The 15,066-nt window shown below is 64.5% G+C and carries 10 protein-coding genes; 7 read left to right on the forward strand and 3 right to left on the reverse strand.

Features of this window, described 5'->3' with window-relative positions; translation table 11 throughout:
• Positions 1-192: 192 nt before the first annotated feature.
• From IFE19_RS03340 to IFE19_RS17530, 7 genes are all read left to right on the forward strand, one after another.
• The gene (locus IFE19_RS03340; protein ID WP_207825652.1) at positions 193-798 is read left to right on the forward strand and encodes a GntR family transcriptional regulator; all 606 of its coding nucleotides are present in this window, start codon (positions 193-195) and stop codon (positions 796-798) included.
• A 79-nt stretch (positions 799-877) separates the two neighbouring features.
• Positions 878-1,114: a hypothetical protein gene (locus tag IFE19_RS03345; RefSeq protein WP_207825654.1), complete on the forward strand. Its 237-nt coding sequence runs from the start codon at positions 878-880 to the stop codon at positions 1,112-1,114.
• 378 nt (positions 1,115-1,492) lie between these two features.
• Positions 1,493-1,789: a lasso peptide biosynthesis B2 protein gene (locus tag IFE19_RS03350; protein WP_207825655.1), complete on the forward strand. Its 297-nt coding sequence runs from the start codon at positions 1,493-1,495 to the stop codon at positions 1,787-1,789.
• Positions 1,790-1,809: 20 nt separating this feature from the next.
• Positions 1,810-3,525, forward strand: a complete 1,716-nt coding sequence (locus tag IFE19_RS03355) for an asparagine synthase-related protein (RefSeq protein ID WP_207825657.1) — start codon at positions 1,810-1,812, stop codon at positions 3,523-3,525.
• Between the two features lie 177 nt (positions 3,526-3,702).
• Positions 3,703-4,476: a hypothetical protein gene (locus tag IFE19_RS03360; protein ID WP_207825659.1), complete on the forward strand. Its 774-nt coding sequence runs from the start codon at positions 3,703-3,705 to the stop codon at positions 4,474-4,476.
• A gap of 145 nt (positions 4,477-4,621) precedes the next feature.
• Positions 4,622-5,515 (forward strand): hypothetical protein, encoded by an 894-nt coding sequence (locus IFE19_RS03365; protein WP_207825661.1) that lies wholly within the window; start codon positions 4,622-4,624, stop codon positions 5,513-5,515.
• A gap of 666 nt (positions 5,516-6,181) precedes the next feature.
• Positions 6,182-7,894 (forward strand): hypothetical protein, encoded by a 1,713-nt coding sequence (locus IFE19_RS17530; RefSeq protein ID WP_225910376.1) that lies wholly within the window; start codon positions 6,182-6,184, stop codon positions 7,892-7,894.
• A 201-nt stretch (positions 7,895-8,095) separates the two neighbouring features.
• Here the strand turns inward: IFE19_RS17530 and IFE19_RS03375 are convergent, their stop codons facing one another.
• From IFE19_RS03375 to IFE19_RS03385, 3 genes are all read right to left on the reverse strand, one after another.
• Positions 8,096-9,541 (reverse strand): recombinase family protein, encoded by a 1,446-nt coding sequence (locus IFE19_RS03375; protein WP_207825663.1) that lies wholly within the window; start codon positions 9,539-9,541, stop codon positions 8,096-8,098.
• Positions 9,542-9,697: 156 nt separating this feature from the next.
• Positions 9,698-12,079: a S9 family peptidase gene (locus IFE19_RS03380; protein ID WP_207825664.1), complete on the reverse strand. Its 2,382-nt coding sequence runs from the start codon at positions 12,077-12,079 to the stop codon at positions 9,698-9,700.
• Positions 12,079-15,033, reverse strand: a complete 2,955-nt coding sequence (locus IFE19_RS03385) for a TonB-dependent receptor (protein WP_207825666.1) — start codon at positions 15,031-15,033, stop codon at positions 12,079-12,081. The genes IFE19_RS03380 and IFE19_RS03385 overlap by 1 nt, the downstream gene beginning before the upstream one ends.
• Positions 15,034-15,066 lie beyond the last annotated feature (33 nt).

Below are 15,066 nucleotides of genomic sequence, written 5' to 3' on the forward strand. Positions count from 1 at the left end.
TCTCTCCCCGCTGACGAGACGTTCTGATCCGGATCCCGGCGCCTCTGCGGGTTGAAAAATGGGCCAGTGCTGACTCAAATGAAAGTCGGGAAAGTAACGGGTCCTGAAAACTTGCGCCGAAGCGAAAGTATTGTGCGGTTATTGGTCGCAATGGCGTGAATATCTTTGGGGCGACGAGAGGCGGCCATGAGAATGCGCGATCCCTATCATCAGGCGCTGTCGGCTCTGGCGGGGTTCGCCGGTGAAGGGCGTTTCGGTTCGGGCATGCCCCTGGTCATCACCAGTCTGGCCCAGGAACTGGGGCTGAGCCCCACGCCGGTCAGGGAGGCGCTCGCGCGCCTCGCCGGCGAGGGCGTCATCGAGCACTGGCCCGGACGAGGCTATTTCGCTCCCAGCCTTGCGGCGACCGACGTCGTCGAGCTCTACGACTATCATCAGCGCCTTGTTCTATGGGCGGTCGATCTCCCAGCCGCGGCGTCGATCGAACGCGTCGAAAGACCGGAGGGGTCGCTCGCTGAGCGACTGGAGCAGGTCTTCGCCTGTGTGACGGCGCGGTCGGGAAACCGGGTTCTGATCCGCGCCCATCGTCTGGCCGCCACGCGCCTGCGTCCTGTCCGGCTTGTGGAGGCTGCGGCGGCCCCGCTCGAACCCGAACAGGTGGGGCGTCTTGAAGGCCTGCTTGACGCCAGTCGAGGGCTTGAGTTCAGAAGGGCTCTGGTCCGCTACCACGAAGATCGAATGTCGGCTTCGGTCAACATTGCGAACGCCATGAGGCGGTCAGGTCAAAGTATAGAGTGAATATAGCTTTCATATAGAGAGGGTCCGGCGCCCCCTGGTCGTGCCGGCGCATTCCGCGCCGGCCCAAGGAGGTACTGTCATGTTGAAGACCCTGTCCGGCCTGATCCGCCTCGGATCGGCCGCCGTCCATACCCGCGCCGAGATCGGCATCGAGAAGGCCGAGCTCAATCCCGTCTACCGTTACGACGACCTCGGCGCCCGCGCCGACATCGTACGGCTCGGCGGCGCCGAGCAGCAGACTCGAGCGGATTCCCCCGACGGTCACTTCGAACTCATCCCGGTCCAACGCTGGGAAATGAACGGCGCGACTCGCTGACACGGCCGAGGACGTCGCCCTTCAGGCGGCGTCCTCGCGACCATGGGAGATGACAATGGCGGCTGTGCTCAGACCTGACGTCCATGCTGTGGCGGTAGGCGACGCCCTGATCATTCTGGATCTGGCTGGAGACGATTACCTCTGCCTGCCGGAGGCGGCGGCGCTGGAGATGGCGAATTCACGGACGCCGCAACGCTCTCCATCCTTGGCGCGGCGGGGCTTCTTGCGACGGGGCCGGCCCCAGAGCGGCCGCCGCTGCCCCCGCGTCCGACGGCGACCGTCATCTATCAGCGCCCCAAGCGCTCTCCCACGATTGGAATGTGGCTGGGGGCGGCGACGTCGGCCTTGGCCGTCCGCGCAATCCGGAAAGGGGCGGGGGTGACCAGCTATCTCGCGCTCGTGGACGGACCGGGCGGCGACCGGACGCCAACCCATGTCGCTGAAGCGGCGCGCGCCTTCTGGCGTATGGCGCCCTGGCTGCCGATCGAGGGCGAATGTCTGGTGCGATCGGCCCTCCTGATGCGGTTTCTGAATGAACGGGGGCTGGAAGCTGACTGGGTCTTCGGGGTGCGCCTCTGGCCTTTCATGGCCCACTGCTGGGTCCAACTGGACGACCTCTGTCTGAACGACGATGTCGAACGCCTGGCGGCCTATACGCCGATCTATCGCCGATGAGACCTTCAGACAGCGGCTATATGATCATCCAGTCGCCGGGCGGAGACGCGGCGGATCGTCTTGTCCTGGAAGCCGGGCGTCGGGGTCTGGAGCAGGCAGGGTGGCGCTCTGTCTTGGCGATCGAGGATATGGAGGTCTTCGTCGGACCCGGGCGTCCGCCCAAGGTTTGTCTCGTCCACCGTCGCTGCGTCCTCATCGGAACCTATCGGCCCTACGGTCAGGCTCTTTCGGCCCTGATCGGCGGCAGCCGCGGTTCCGACGAACTCGCCCGGGCGGCCGTGACCGGCGGCTGGGGACGGTATGTGCTGGTCTGGCGTACGGACGCCGGAGACCTCGCGGTGCTGCGGGACCCCAGCGGCGCCGTCGATTGCCTGACCTGGCAGAGGGGCGGGTTAAGGTTGGCGGCCGACCAGCCTGCGCCAGAGGCGGATGTCCTGCTGCCCGCCGCCCTGGCGATCGACTGGGAATGCCTCGGCGAGATCGCCGAGCAGCCTGGTCTGGTGAGCGATCAGCCACCGTTGAAAGGTCTGACGGCGGTTGCGCCGGGGGAATATGCAATCGTGGGCCGAACCATGGCCCGGCATCCTGTCTGGCGACCGGCCGACATCTGGCGGACACGTCGCGTCGATCCTTCGCCCCTGGCGCTTCGGAGCGTGGTGGACGAGGCGGTTGCAGCGGAAGCAGATGGCCAGACGAGCTTGGTTGGCGAAATCTCGGGCGGTCTGGACTCGGCGATTGTATCGAGCAGCCTGGCTGCTGCCGGTCGGGCCGAAGGCGCCCGCTTCGTCAACTATTACGGAGATTGGGCCGAGGGCGACGAGCGCGCCTATGCCTTGGCAAGCGCCCGGATGAGCGGGCTTTACCTCGAGGTGGTTCGAAAGCCTGTTGCGCCGATCACGCCCGAGCAACTCGAACCTCTGGGGTGGGGCGTCCGTCCTGCCCTGCACGGGGTCGATACGGCTTACGACCAGGAGATGGCGGATCGGCTGCGAGCGGGGAAGGCGACAGGGCTGATGACCGGCCAGGGCGGCGATGCGGTCTTCTTCCAGGCACCGGATCCTCAGGTGGTCGTCGATCGGCGCAGGCGCAGGGGCTGGAAGGGTTTCGAACCCGCCTACTGGGCCGAGGTCGGGCGCTGGACGCGACACTCGGCCTGGACCGTGGCCGCGCTAGCCTTGGGAGGGGGACGAGCCCATCCAGCGCGCGCACGAGACCACCCCTGGCTGGAAAACTCTGAAGACCTGCCGCCCGGCAAGCGAGGCCAGATCCTCCGCCTGGCCAACTGCCAGTTGTTCTGGGGGGACTGTCAACGCGCGAGAGCCGCCGACCTTGTCCATCCCTTGCTCAGCCAACCCGTCATGGAACATGCCTTGGCCGTGCCGGCTGACCAACTTCTAGCGGGCGTACGAGATCGAGGACTGGCGCGCCTCGCCTTCGCTGATCGTCTGCCGGCCCTGATCACCGAGCGGCGGGACAAGGGCGACCTGAGCGTTTTTTACGGTCACGTTCTTCTGTCGAGCCTGCCGGCGCTGCGTCCCTTCCTGATGGAGGGGCGGCTGACGGAGCACCGACTGCTGGACCGAGATGAACTTGAGCGCGACCTTTCAGCCCATCGACTGATGTGGAGTGCCGGCGGCAACCGTCCGCTTTTGCTCGGGGTGCTCGAGTCCTGGGCCCGACATTGGAGCGACCGGATTGAGCGGCGTCGGGAGGAGGTGTGTCGCTATAGCTCTTAGGAGGGCACTCTGAAGGCCCGCTTTCCAACACTGGTTCGGTCGGCGGGTCCCGCCCGGGAGCTGATGCTGTAGCTGTCGGGCGCGCTGCGACTAGGCTTCGCCTAGAAAGTCTTGTCCGTCACGCCAATATTTGCCGCGGCTATTCGATCAGCCGTGCACCAGTGCTATCCGACCTGCATGTCTTACCTCAATCCCGAAACGGCGAAGAAGCTAGTCCCTATCGGGGAGCTTGCTCGCCAGAAGTTCAGCGCCAGCGATTGGCAGGCCATCGGATTCAGAACCGGCCTTCCGCATCGGATCACGAACGGCCGTCTTCTCCAAAGTCTCCGCTATGGCGACGACGATTACGCTGGGAACTGTATCTCGGTCATCGGCGACCTCGTCAGCGACGATCCAGCCAACCTTAAGATCATAGAAGACTATATCGACCATACTTACGGCGTCGGCGGCCCGTCGATCTCAACGGCGCCTGGCCTAGGTCAAAGCATCCGTTTCACACCGTCTGTCTTTCGTGTTCCCGATGCGCCGCAAGACCCTCGGCTGATCGCCGTGATGATGCCCTTCGGCCCAGCCTTCGACGGTGTCTATGAAGCGATTAGGCGGGCTTGCGCCAACACCGATCATTTCCACGCTCAGCGTGCCGACGACCTGTGGGATGACTCGACCGTCATCCAAGACGTGTTCAGCCTTATTTTCCGAAGTCATGCAGTGATCTGCGATTACAGCGGCAAGAATCCCAACGTCTTCTACGAAGCTGGGATCGCCCACACGCTCGGAAAGACCGTTATCCCCATAGCTCAGAGCCACGGCGACGTCCCGTCCGATGTCATTCATCATCGCTATCAGAGCTACCACCCCAATACCCAAGGGCTTGGTGATCTGGAGGCGCGGCTGACGCATCGCCTAAGCGGGCTCGTAACTCAGCGATCGCCGTGGGCGCAGCGCCCATGACCTTGCCGCTTCTGGGCCAGATGCGGTCAGCCGACGTCGCCCTGATCATGTCGAGCGCGTCCTTCACAGTATTTTGGGGTTACGCCTATCGAGTCACCCCCGATCTAAGTGGGCCCAGATTAAGCGATGAAAGAAGCCATGCAGTATGACCAGTTGCCTGTTCGCTAAAGCTCCCGACCGCATCGTGGCCGTCGCTGACGGACGCCTCTCAGTCTCAGACGAGGTTATCAGCTTCGACACCGCCAAGAAGATTATCTCCTTCACGCCGGCCTATCGGATCCCGAGGATCGAGCGCGGCTATTTCGTTCGCTACTCGAACCGGACTATCGCTGATTGGTGCATCGCCTATGCCGGCAACGTGGCGCTCGCCAGCGAAATACACCGCCTGTTTATAGATCGGGTCACCAAGGGCTTGTTCCTGACTTGGACCGACGGAGAGGCGACGCTTGAGGATTCCTTCAATGAAGGGGCGCAGTTCGGCGACTATAATTTTGAAAACAATGACTTGATTCCTTTGACGCCCGCGACATTGGCTGGTCGTCTTTACCGCATCGCCAAGACGAAGTGCGACGAGTTCGCATTGCGGCGGCGCGTGTTTCCGGACTGTGAGTTTCTGTTGTTCGGACGGGACGAAGAGACGTCCCAATGGTCGGGCTTCAAAGTATATGCAGAGGATGTGGGGTGGAGTCCCGGGTTGACCGCCAGGGTCATCCTTGAAGAAATTCCTGATGGCCGTTTGACCGCCATAGGCTCGCGGAGTGTCGCTGGGGAAGCCTATGCGGACGACATGTTGATCGCAGGGCTGGTAGGGTGGAAGGTCAATAAGTCAGCGAAGGACATGTTCGCGTTTCTTGACGACCCCATCTTTTCGGCGCCCGCCCTGGCGGCACCGGTTCATGACCCTGCCGACTGGACGCTGTTGGAGGTGCGCCGCCGCTTTGAGGATCTCGTCCAAGGCTCCGCCGACCCGGCGGTAGGCGGCGATATCCTGATCGCCACAGGGGATGAGTTGGGCAGCCTGACGCTCAATTCCGACTGATCTCGACGGTCGTCCGCCAGTTTGCCACTAGCTCATGCAATTCTGTACCGCGCTTTGATCTGTTGGATCTGCTGATCCTTGCGTCGAAGGGCGCGGATATGCCCTCGGGCTTGGCTGCGAAGATCCCTTGCATGATCGGAACCCCGGTCGAGACGTCGTGCAGAGCGAGCCAGGGAAGATATCCAGCTTAAATGGAACTCGCGACGATCAAATGCGAATTCTAGCTCATACTGTGCATGCGATGACATGAGCGACCCTGCTTTGTGAATGCGTGTTTCGGGAGATGGAGATCACACCTGCGACCTGCAAGTTGGCGATCAAGGTAGGCAGCGGAACCACCACCTAGCCCCGGCGAGCGCGCTGCGACGTACGGCTTTTGGGCCTGAAAATTTCTCGAGATTCTGCGCTGACCTTTAGGGTCCGGCGGCCGCGCAACCGTCTCTCCACAGGTCGTCAGAAGACGATGTTTCCAGTGGAGTTTTTGTGTCCGCGTCAAAGCTTGTCGTCGTCTCGCCAGTTTCCGGCGTTGTTCCAAGAAAAAGGGGGCGTCCGCCGCTACCCATCGTCACCCATCCCGTCAGCCTCTGGGAGGTCCATGACGACCCTGAACACTTCCACGCCGCGCTGGATCTCCAGATCCGCCGACACGGCGAGAACTCCCATCGATTGCATCGGGCGATCGTGGCCGCGGGCGGGCTGACGGACAGGACCACCCTCGCGGCCTGGCGGCGAGGCCTGAAGGTCCCGCAGACACCCGCGAGTCTGAAGGTCCTCGACATCATCGAGCATCGCTATCGGCTGGATGCCGGCTATCTGCGGTCGCGGCTGCAACGGCGCCGCGCGCTCTCCGGCCTGGTTCCGCCCGAGGTGCAGTATGCGGAATCCCGTCGTCTGGCCTGGCACCTGCCGGATGACTTCGACGAGAGATCGGCCGATGAGCAGGAGGAGATCCTGAATTGGGTGCGTTCGACCATCCTGTCCGGCGGCACCGCCTATCATCGCTATCATTCGACCGTGTCGAAGCATCGGTTCGCACTTCGCTTTGACGGAAGCGGTCCTGCTGAACTGGCGGCGCCCGCGCAATTGCGGGCCGAGATGGACGCTCTCCTGCGGTTCAAGTCGGCGACGCTCACGGACATCGGCTACCAGCGCTCAGGCGTCTGGGGGGCGGAGACCGCGGCGCAGCGCGAGGAGCATCTGGCGCTGCTGTTCGGCGCCCTGGCCGCCCTGCCTGACGACGAGGTCAGCGGGCTGGGCGTGCCCCGTGAGGGCCTGACCTTTGGGCTTCTCGTCCTGCCGTCGATCTGGGACTGGTATGTGCAGTGGCGCGAGCGGCGCCGGGGCTTCTTCACGGGCTGGGAAAGCGAGATGCTCCTGCTTGGCGCAGCCTTCTCGCGCAGCCAGACGGGGTGGCTCAGGCAGAGCCCATGGCTGGCGGAGCGGCTTCGTCCCATTCCTGGCGTTGTCGCTCAGGAAGAGATCGACCGGATCTGTGAGGATTGGGATGGAGCCTGCGAGCAGGTGCATCGCCATGCCTTGGCCAGGTCCAAGGAGATCGAGCGGGTCGCCAGGGTCCATCGGGATCCGTTCGAACCCATCCTGCCCATTCTGGAAGCGGCCAGTCCTGTCGGCGAGTATCGCAAGATCACGGAAGAGGTACTCCGTCGGATGCCGGAAGAAAGGCGCTATCCTCGGGCCGCGGCAGAGGCCGTTCGGTCCTTCCTGATGCTGAGGCTGGGGCTGCATCTCGGGGTCAGGCAGAAGAACCTGCGGCAACTCCTACTACGTCCGCGGGGGAGTCCGCCGACGCCGGAGCGAGAGCTTGAGAACCGGCGATGCGGCGAGTTGCGCTGGAGCGAGAGGGACGGCGGCTGGGAGGTCTTCATCCCCTGCGTGGCGTTCAAGAACTCCGGCTCGGCCTACTTCGCCAAGCGTCCGTTCCGGCTTCTACTGCCGGACCTCGGCGGACTGTATCGCTGGATCGACGCCTATGTCGGTCGTCACCGATCAGCCCTGCTTAACGGTTCCCGCGATCCCGGCACCTTCTTCGTCAAGACCGTGAAGACCTCCAGTCGCGACGCCGCCTATAACCAGCACACCTTCTACGGAGCCTGGCGCCAGGTGATTCAGCGCTACGGAATCTACAACCCGTATACGGGTAGGGGCGCAATTCCGGGCCTGCTTCCGCATGGGCCTCACAATGTGAGGGATGTCCTGGCGACCCATGTGCTGAAGCAAACGGGTTCCTATGAGCAGGCCAGCTACGCCATTCAGGATACGCCGGCCACGGTCGCGGACCATTACGGTCGCTTCCTTCCGCAGGACAAGGCGGCGCTGGCGGCCCAAGTCCTGAACCGGGTCTGGGAGGCGGCGGCCTGACGCCGTAAAGGCGAAGGCGTTCATGCGAACAGACAAGGAATGTTCCTATTTGTTCGAGGCTTGCTAGGCGTTCTCCATGGACGACGCCGTCCCTCGCAAGATCATCCATGTGGACATGGACGCCTTCTCGCCTCGGTGGAGCAGAGGGGCTACCCCGCCTGCGCGGGCGTCGCTTTAGGTCAAGCCGCTTCGCTATGCCGATCAGACACCGGTTCGCGGGACGCCGTTTTTCATTCCGCGTCGGCGGCCGAAGGCTCTGGAACGCTTGCCAGGTCCGTTGCGCACTTTGGAGACCTTCAATTGCTGCTCAGACGGCGTGTAGCCGATGGCCACGTAGGCTGTAGCAATTGACCCGAACCGGCGAGTGTAGGTCGAAGAGTGCGGCAGGTCCGGCGAGATGTTCACAAGACTCATGCTGAGCCGACCATGCCGTTTCCAAAGCATGCGCAGCATGTCCAGGAGCTCAGGGATGGAGAACTTTTCCGTTGGGCGATTCTTCTGCGCGGCGACGATCCGATCCGAATACATCGCCTGCTTGGGTGTCTGGATATAGCCGCAGGCCTTGTAGGCCTTGAGCATGCCGCCGAACGCGTCCCGGAAGGTCTCGAGGCCGTAGATGCTCTTCTCGAAAATCGCCTTCTCGGAGAGCGTGCCGCACTCGGCGGCGACGCGCTGCAGTTCTCGAATGAGGTCAGCCCGCGAGGGCTGCTCTGAGCACCATCGAATTTTCGCCTGGACCCGGTCGTAAAGGCCGGTCGAAACGATCGGCGGACAGGCGGAGCTTTTGACCCAATGCTTCGGATCGACCGACTGGCGCGGTTCACCAAGGCGTTGTCTCGTCCGCCCAAGGGAAAGCCGGCCACAGTATTTGGGATTGTTCAGGACTCCGCGGACACGACCGACCGTCCATAGACCGCCATCCTTGAAGGCTAATCCTTCTAAGTTCAGGGTCCTGGCGACAGTGGTGTAGCTCTCGCCAAGATTGAGATAACTCGCAAAGATTCGTCGGACGACCTCCACTTCGTGGATGGGGCCGAGCACAAGTCGGGTGTGGCAGCCGGGCCTCTCGAACCTCTCGCCGTCGTCGCAGACGTGAATGACTGATCCATCAGCGTCAACGATTGCACGCCGGTAACCGTAGCCACCCTGACCGCCGGTCCAGAAGTTGCGCTCGCGCAGGACCATCTTGGCTCGTGAGATGCGCTGACTGTTCTCACGACTGAACTCAGCAGCCATCGTCCGTTTGACGTGCTTGATGAGTCCCGACATGGCGGTCCCGTCATTCCTGAACGACTCGGCGCAGTACTCAACATCGACGCCCGCCTCCTGGCACATGAACTCATAGTGGGCCGCTTGATCGGGGTTCTGGAAACGTCCCCATCGACTGACGTCGTAGACAAGGATCGCACTGAAACCGGGATGGCCATCCAGCACGATCCGCAGGAGTTCCTTCAGCGCGTCCCGCTTTTCCAGGGTGACCCCGCTGATTCCGTGGTCCGTGAAGGTCTGCACGATGTGGAACCCGTGAGACTTGGCCCAGGTGGCTATAGCTCGCGCCTGGAACTCGAGCGAGACATCCTGCCTGTCCGTCGACATACGCAGGTACTGGGCGGCCGGTCGGCCAGTTTCCCCTGGTGCGTCTTCCATGAATTCTGGCGCCCTTGGCTGTAGATGCAGTCCGCGAACATCCACCTGGTGTCCGTTCACGGTCCATGGTGCTCACTTGGCGAGGAGAACGCGCGAACTCACGGGGAGTCTTTAACCGGCGTGAGGTGGGTTCGGCAGCTTTGAGAGCGCCCGACATCAAGGCGGACCGAGATATCGCGTCAGCCAGTCGAGGATGCGTGCGTGCAGGTCTCTTAGATTGCCGGGGCTGGCGTAGGTGTGGCCCTCGCCGAAATAGGTCACGAGACCTGCTTCCCGATCGCGACGGTAAAGGGCGCTGAAGAGGGTGCTCATGCGTTGGGTGTCGAGGTCGGACTCGATCAGCAGGGCAGGGGTGCGAATAGCCTCGGCCTGATAAAGGGGGCTGGCTTCGACGTAGGCTCCGGGCGAGGTGGCGAAGTCGCCGATCGACGCCTGTCCGGTTTCGCCCCACCCGACCATCTGCCCCACGGGAACGCCTTCTTCGGGCGCCACCCGGAAGAAGGGCGGTAGCTGCATAGAGAGGCTCAGGTCGGGATATCCGTTTGAGGCGATGACCGCGCTGAAGCGGTCGCTTTGGGCCACGGCGCTGAGAACGCCGTAGCCGCCGAAACTGTGACCGATGAGGGCGATCCTCCTGGGATCGACGAGGCCGAGGTCGCCGGCGGCGTCGACCGCAACCAGTATGCGGTCGGCGATCTTTGCAGCTGGGCGGTTCTCACCCGGCGCAAGTGGGAGGCTGACGATGAGGACGGCGTAGCCCGCCGCCGCGATCACGCCTGGATTGTTCTGCAACCGGGTCCCGCCGGGGAGGAGCGCCGAAGGGGCGGAGCGGGGGGCTGTCCCGGGATAGACCTCGACCACGACTGGCGGACGGGCGCCCGGGGCTGACTCAGGAGGCAGGAGAAGCCAACTCGTCAGCGGTTCACCGTTGAGCCCGGGGTGGGGCACAGGCACTACGCGCCCCCAGTCGATGTCGGGCCAGTCCTTGTTGAGCGCGACGAGAGGTTTGACGCCCTCCGCCGTCCTCAGTCGAACTTCGCTTCCGCCCTGTTGCGTTCGGCGGGTGACAAGGAAGTCGGCGTTCGGACTGGCCGCGAGGATGGTTTCGTCCTGTTCCATCGGCGTCAGACAGGCCGGGGCCGGTCGGGCGAGCCGTGACAGGCAGGCCTGATCGATCAGGGTGCGGGCTCCCATATCCCGAGGCGATGGATTCCACCGCACCGGGTTGCCCATGTCGGCAGTCTGCCCCTGGTCACGAAGCTGCCCGCGCGCCAGCAAGGCGCCGTCCGGCGCAAAGCGATAGACCCCGTCCGCGCGCTGAATGGCGGCGCGTCCACTAATGTCCACAATCCGCTCCGAGGGCTCCTTGACTGGAATGTGAGGCGATGAGGTCGAGCGAGGGCGGGCCCAGACCCGGGCGCCGTCAGCGGTTCGGGCCTGAATGATCGGCTGGTCGCCGTCCCAACTCGCCAGGGGAATAGCGACGCCGTCCCAGGTGCGTTGCACCCAGGGCGCCAGCGGACCGAGTTCGAGCGGCCTGGCGCGCCCGTTTGGGGACACCGTCCAGAATCGGCCGTCCTCGTCGAAGTCGCCGCCTAGGGGACGGCCGAAAACGATCAGGTCGTTGGAGGCGGACGACCAGGTCATCAGGTACATGGCCAGGTCCTGCTCAGGCAGGGGGTCTCTGACGGCGCCGCTCTCGAGCGCCACGAGGTTGAGGCGCCGTCGGCGGATGGGATCGCCGACCCGGACCGGGCGATCCGGTCTGGGCTGAAGATCTTCGGCGTCCTCCAGAAGGGCGGCCTGGCGGCCGTCAGGCGAGAGCCTGAGGTCGAACCATTCCCCGCGGGCCAGTCGCCGGGGCGTCCCGGTGGGAACGTCGAGAACAACCAGGGTGGAGGGCTCGGCCCGGGTCCGCGACTGCCGGGCCTGTCCGCTGGGGATGTAGACGGCGCTCGTGCCATGGCCGCTCGCAGCCGTGCGCCACAACCGTTCCACGCGTTGCTGAACCTTGAAGCCGACCCGCATGGCGACGGGCGGATCGTGACGCGGCCGGGCGATGAAGACCAGCTCGGTCGGCGAGCGCCAGGCGACCGTCTGCCCGAACTGGGACAGCTCCGGCGTGAAAGGAAGCCAGACTGTCTCGCCGGTCGCCAGGGTGAGGACGCCGAGCTGCAGGTCGTCGGCCGTCACACGGAAGACCGCCATGCGGGCGCCGTCAGGCGAGAAGGGGCCCGTCAAATGGCCGGCCTCGTGACTGGGCGCGGCAAGGCGGATCGGCGCCTGATCCTGCTCGACGCGATACAGCTCCAGGTCGGTGAGCATGGCGTTGGTCATGGTGGACAGATCATAGGATCCGGCCTGGTCATAAGGACGCTGGTGCTCGATCGCGACCCATGCGCCGTCAGGGCTGATCCGTGTCGTCCCGATGTCCTCGTGACGGAGCAGGTCGTCGATCGAGAAGGGGCGCTGTGTCTGGGCAGAAGCCGGCCAGGCGGCGGATGTCGCCAGGACAAGAGCAAGAAGAGGACGCCGCATCACCAGGCCCTCGTCAGCTGCAGAGAAACAAAGCGCCCGAGCACATTGGCGTTGGCGGCGTCATAGCCCACGCCTTCAGGGGCGTCGTAGAAGGGTGGGTCGCGATCAAACAGGTTCTGTATCGTGAGGGTGAGGCCCGTCCCTGCGAGAAGGCCGTCTTCCGGGGCGAAGCGAACCGTCAGGTCGGCGGTCGTCCAGGAGCCGATCCGCTTGCCCACCAGGTTCCGGTAAGCGTTGACGAAGTTGACGGACGGCGAGACAGACCAGGCGCCGCGCGACCAGGATCCCGAGCCCCGGCCCCGCAGGCCGACCGGGAAGTTGGGTCGATCCATCTGGGAGACCGTCGGCGAGGTCGGCGTCGGCTGGGCGTCGAAGCGCTCGAGCCAGGTGAAGTTGAGACCGAGATCGAAGTCGTTTTCGCCCTGTGAGAAACTGTAGCCGGTGTTGAGGTCGGCCCCCTGCACCTGGACCCGCGCCGTGTTGACGTAACGGGCGTCGACGATGGCCCCGTAGGACGAGGCCGGGAATTGGTCGCGCAGACCGGTGGTCGGCAGGTCGAGGATGGCCTGGATGGCGGCGAGGTCCTCGCTGTTAGCGGGGTTCAGGGTTCTGACAAAGGGCGCCAGGGCGGGATCGCTCAGGGCTGTGAGAATGCTCTCCAGGGCGGGCTGGCCGATCCGGTTCTCGAAATCGGTCCGGAAGCCGTTCACGCCGATGCGAAGGCCGGGAAGGGCGTTCGGGCGAACCTCGAAGCCTAAGGTCCAGGTGTCCGCCTCTTCGGGACGCAGGTCCGGATTGCCGCCGTAGAGGATCATGGAGAGGATCTGTTGGGAACCACGCGGAAGAATGGAGGGACTGGCGCTCGGCGCGTCATTGACCTCGCGCAGCGCCGGAGCCCGGAATGATCGGCCGTAGTTCGCCTTGAAACGGAGCGTGTCCACGGGATCCCAGACCAGGCCGATCTTGGGGCTGGTGGTCTGACCGACGTCGCCATAGTCCTCGAACCGCGCGGCCAACGAGAGCTCAAGGCGTTCGAGACCTGGGCGTCGGTTGTTGGCCCCGAAGAAGGGGATGCGGACCTCGCCAAAGGCCGCCGAAACCTGTCGGTCGGTTTCGATCGCTGTGCCGACATTCGGAGCGAGGCCGCTGGTGAAGCCGGTGGCCTGGCGCTCGAAGGTCTCGTTGCGGAAGGAAAGCCCCGCCGCGAGACGAAGCCGACCGCCGGGCATCTCCAAAAGGGAACCGCTGACCTGGAGATTGGCTGAGCCCACCTCCGTCCGGCTGTGGGTGCGGGTGTAGCCGGAGCTGATGAAGTCGAGGACGGCGGACGAGTTGACCGCGCCGTCGCCGAAGGGGTTGAGGTAGCCGTCTCGCGGCGCGCTGAACGTGGTGGCGGGATTATCGGCGATCGCGCCGAGCGCCTCGCGCAGATAGGTGGACTGCAGGGCGCCGTCGACGGCGCTGCGGCTCTCCTCGGAGGAATAGGCGAGGTAGGCGTCCATGCGCCAGTCTGCGAACAGGTCCAGCGTTCCACCGATGCTCGCGCCAAGGCTTTCGACCTCGCCGCTGATGCGCGGCGCGGGAATCTCCCCCTGGAAGGAATAGGCGATCGTGTGCGAACGGGCGCCCGTCGGTGAGACGAACCAGGGGTTGGCGTTGGTCACTGTCAGCAGGGTGCTGATGGGGAAGGAGACGGTCTCATAGTCACGCTTGCCGTAGCGGGCGTCGGCGGAAATCTCGAGGCGGTCGCCGAAGGCCTGGCGCATCAGGGCGTAGGCGCTGTGACGCGTCTGCCGCGGCAGGACGTTCACGCCGGCCCGGTGGTTCTCGAGATTGACCTGGCCCGGCAGGAAGTCGCCGGGTCGCAGCCCTGCGCCGGTTTGCCCGGGAGGAATGGCGTAGGCCGGAAGATAGCCGCCGCTCGCGGGGTCGAAGACGACGATGTTTCCCGGGTTGCTGTAGAACTGGCGACGGTCCGTGCCGCCGCGCCATCTCAGATCGGCGTCGCTGGCCAGCCGCCTCTCCGATCCGGCGAGGGCTTCGCGGTCGTAGTATTCGTAGGTGAGCAGAGCGTTGCCCGTCGTCCAGCGCCGGCCAAAGGTCTGGCCGAACTGATACTCGCCGCTGGCGCCGTCGGCGGTGTCGCCGACCCGCACCCGGGTTTCCGCGCCGTCAAAGTCGTCGCGCAGGATGATGTTGACGACGCCGCCCACGGCGTCGGCGCCATAGAGGGCGGAGGCGCCGTCGAGGAGGACATCGACCCGTTTGATCGCTGAAGTAGGTATCGTGGAAACATCGGCGAAATCGCCCTTGGCGCCGGTCCCTGCGAGACGACGTCCATTGATCAGCACCAGGGTGGCGTCGCTGCCCAGCCCGCGCAGGTTGACGCCGTTGGCGTAGGTCGAGTTGGTCCCGGACCGGTCGGCTCCGTTATTTACCGCCGCCTCATTGGCGGTCCCGCCGAAGTTCTGCGGCAGGGCGGCGAGCAGTTGGGCCACCGTGGCTCGGCCTTCCCGGTCCATCTGGTCTCGATTGATGCTGACCACGGGCGAAGGGCCGTCGCCGACGCCGCGGATCAGGCTTCCGGTGACGACGACGTCGTCCACCACGGTCAGTTGGTCATCCATCAGTTCCGCGCGCGCCGCCGGATCGAAGAGGACATAGACGTTGGGCCGGGTCCGCCGGAAGCTGAGTCCGGTATCGCGCAGAAGCGCGGCCAGACCGGCTTCGGCGCCATACTCGCCTTTCAGGCCCGGCGAAGTTCGGCCTTCCACCAGAGCCGCCGGATAGAGGATCTGGAGGCGGCTCTGTTCGATGAAGACAGTCAGGGTTCGGGCGAGGGGACCGGCGGGCGTATCATAGCGTCGCACAGCCTCCGCGCCCTGGGCCCAGGCGGGCGCAGCGCATGCGATGAGCGCCGTTGAAAGTGCTGTCGTCCCCAAACCGATACGCATGATCGTCCCCGATTGCTCCTCCCGCATGGTGCG

This window comes from Brevundimonas pondensis, from assembly GCF_017487345.1.
Lineage (GTDB): Bacteria > Pseudomonadota > Alphaproteobacteria > Caulobacterales > Caulobacteraceae > Brevundimonas > Brevundimonas pondensis.

Excerpts from the sequence above, each read along its gene's own strand:
- IFE19_RS03340 (WP_207825652.1), top strand. The coding sequence starts at position 193 with ATGCGCGATCCCTATCATCAGGCGCTGTCGGCTCTGGCGGGGTTCGCC.
- IFE19_RS03345 (WP_207825654.1), top strand. The coding sequence starts at position 878 with ATGTTGAAGACCCTGTCCGGCCTGATCCGCCTCGGATCGGCCGCCGTC.
- IFE19_RS03355 (WP_207825657.1), top strand. The coding sequence starts at position 1,810 with ATGATCATCCAGTCGCCGGGCGGAGACGCGGCGGATCGTCTTGTCCTG.
- IFE19_RS03360 (WP_207825659.1), top strand. The coding sequence starts at position 3,703 with ATGTCTTACCTCAATCCCGAAACGGCGAAGAAGCTAGTCCCTATCGGG.
- IFE19_RS03365 (WP_207825661.1), top strand. The coding sequence starts at position 4,622 with ATGACCAGTTGCCTGTTCGCTAAAGCTCCCGACCGCATCGTGGCCGTC.
- IFE19_RS03375 (WP_207825663.1), bottom strand. The coding sequence starts at position 9,541 with ATGGAAGACGCACCAGGGGAAACTGGCCGACCGGCCGCCCAGTACCTG.
- IFE19_RS03380 (WP_207825664.1), bottom strand. The coding sequence starts at position 12,079 with ATGCGGCGTCCTCTTCTTGCTCTTGTCCTGGCGACATCCGCCGCCTGG.
- IFE19_RS03385 (WP_207825666.1), bottom strand. The coding sequence starts at position 15,033 with ATGCGTATCGGTTTGGGGACGACAGCACTTTCAACGGCGCTCATCGCA.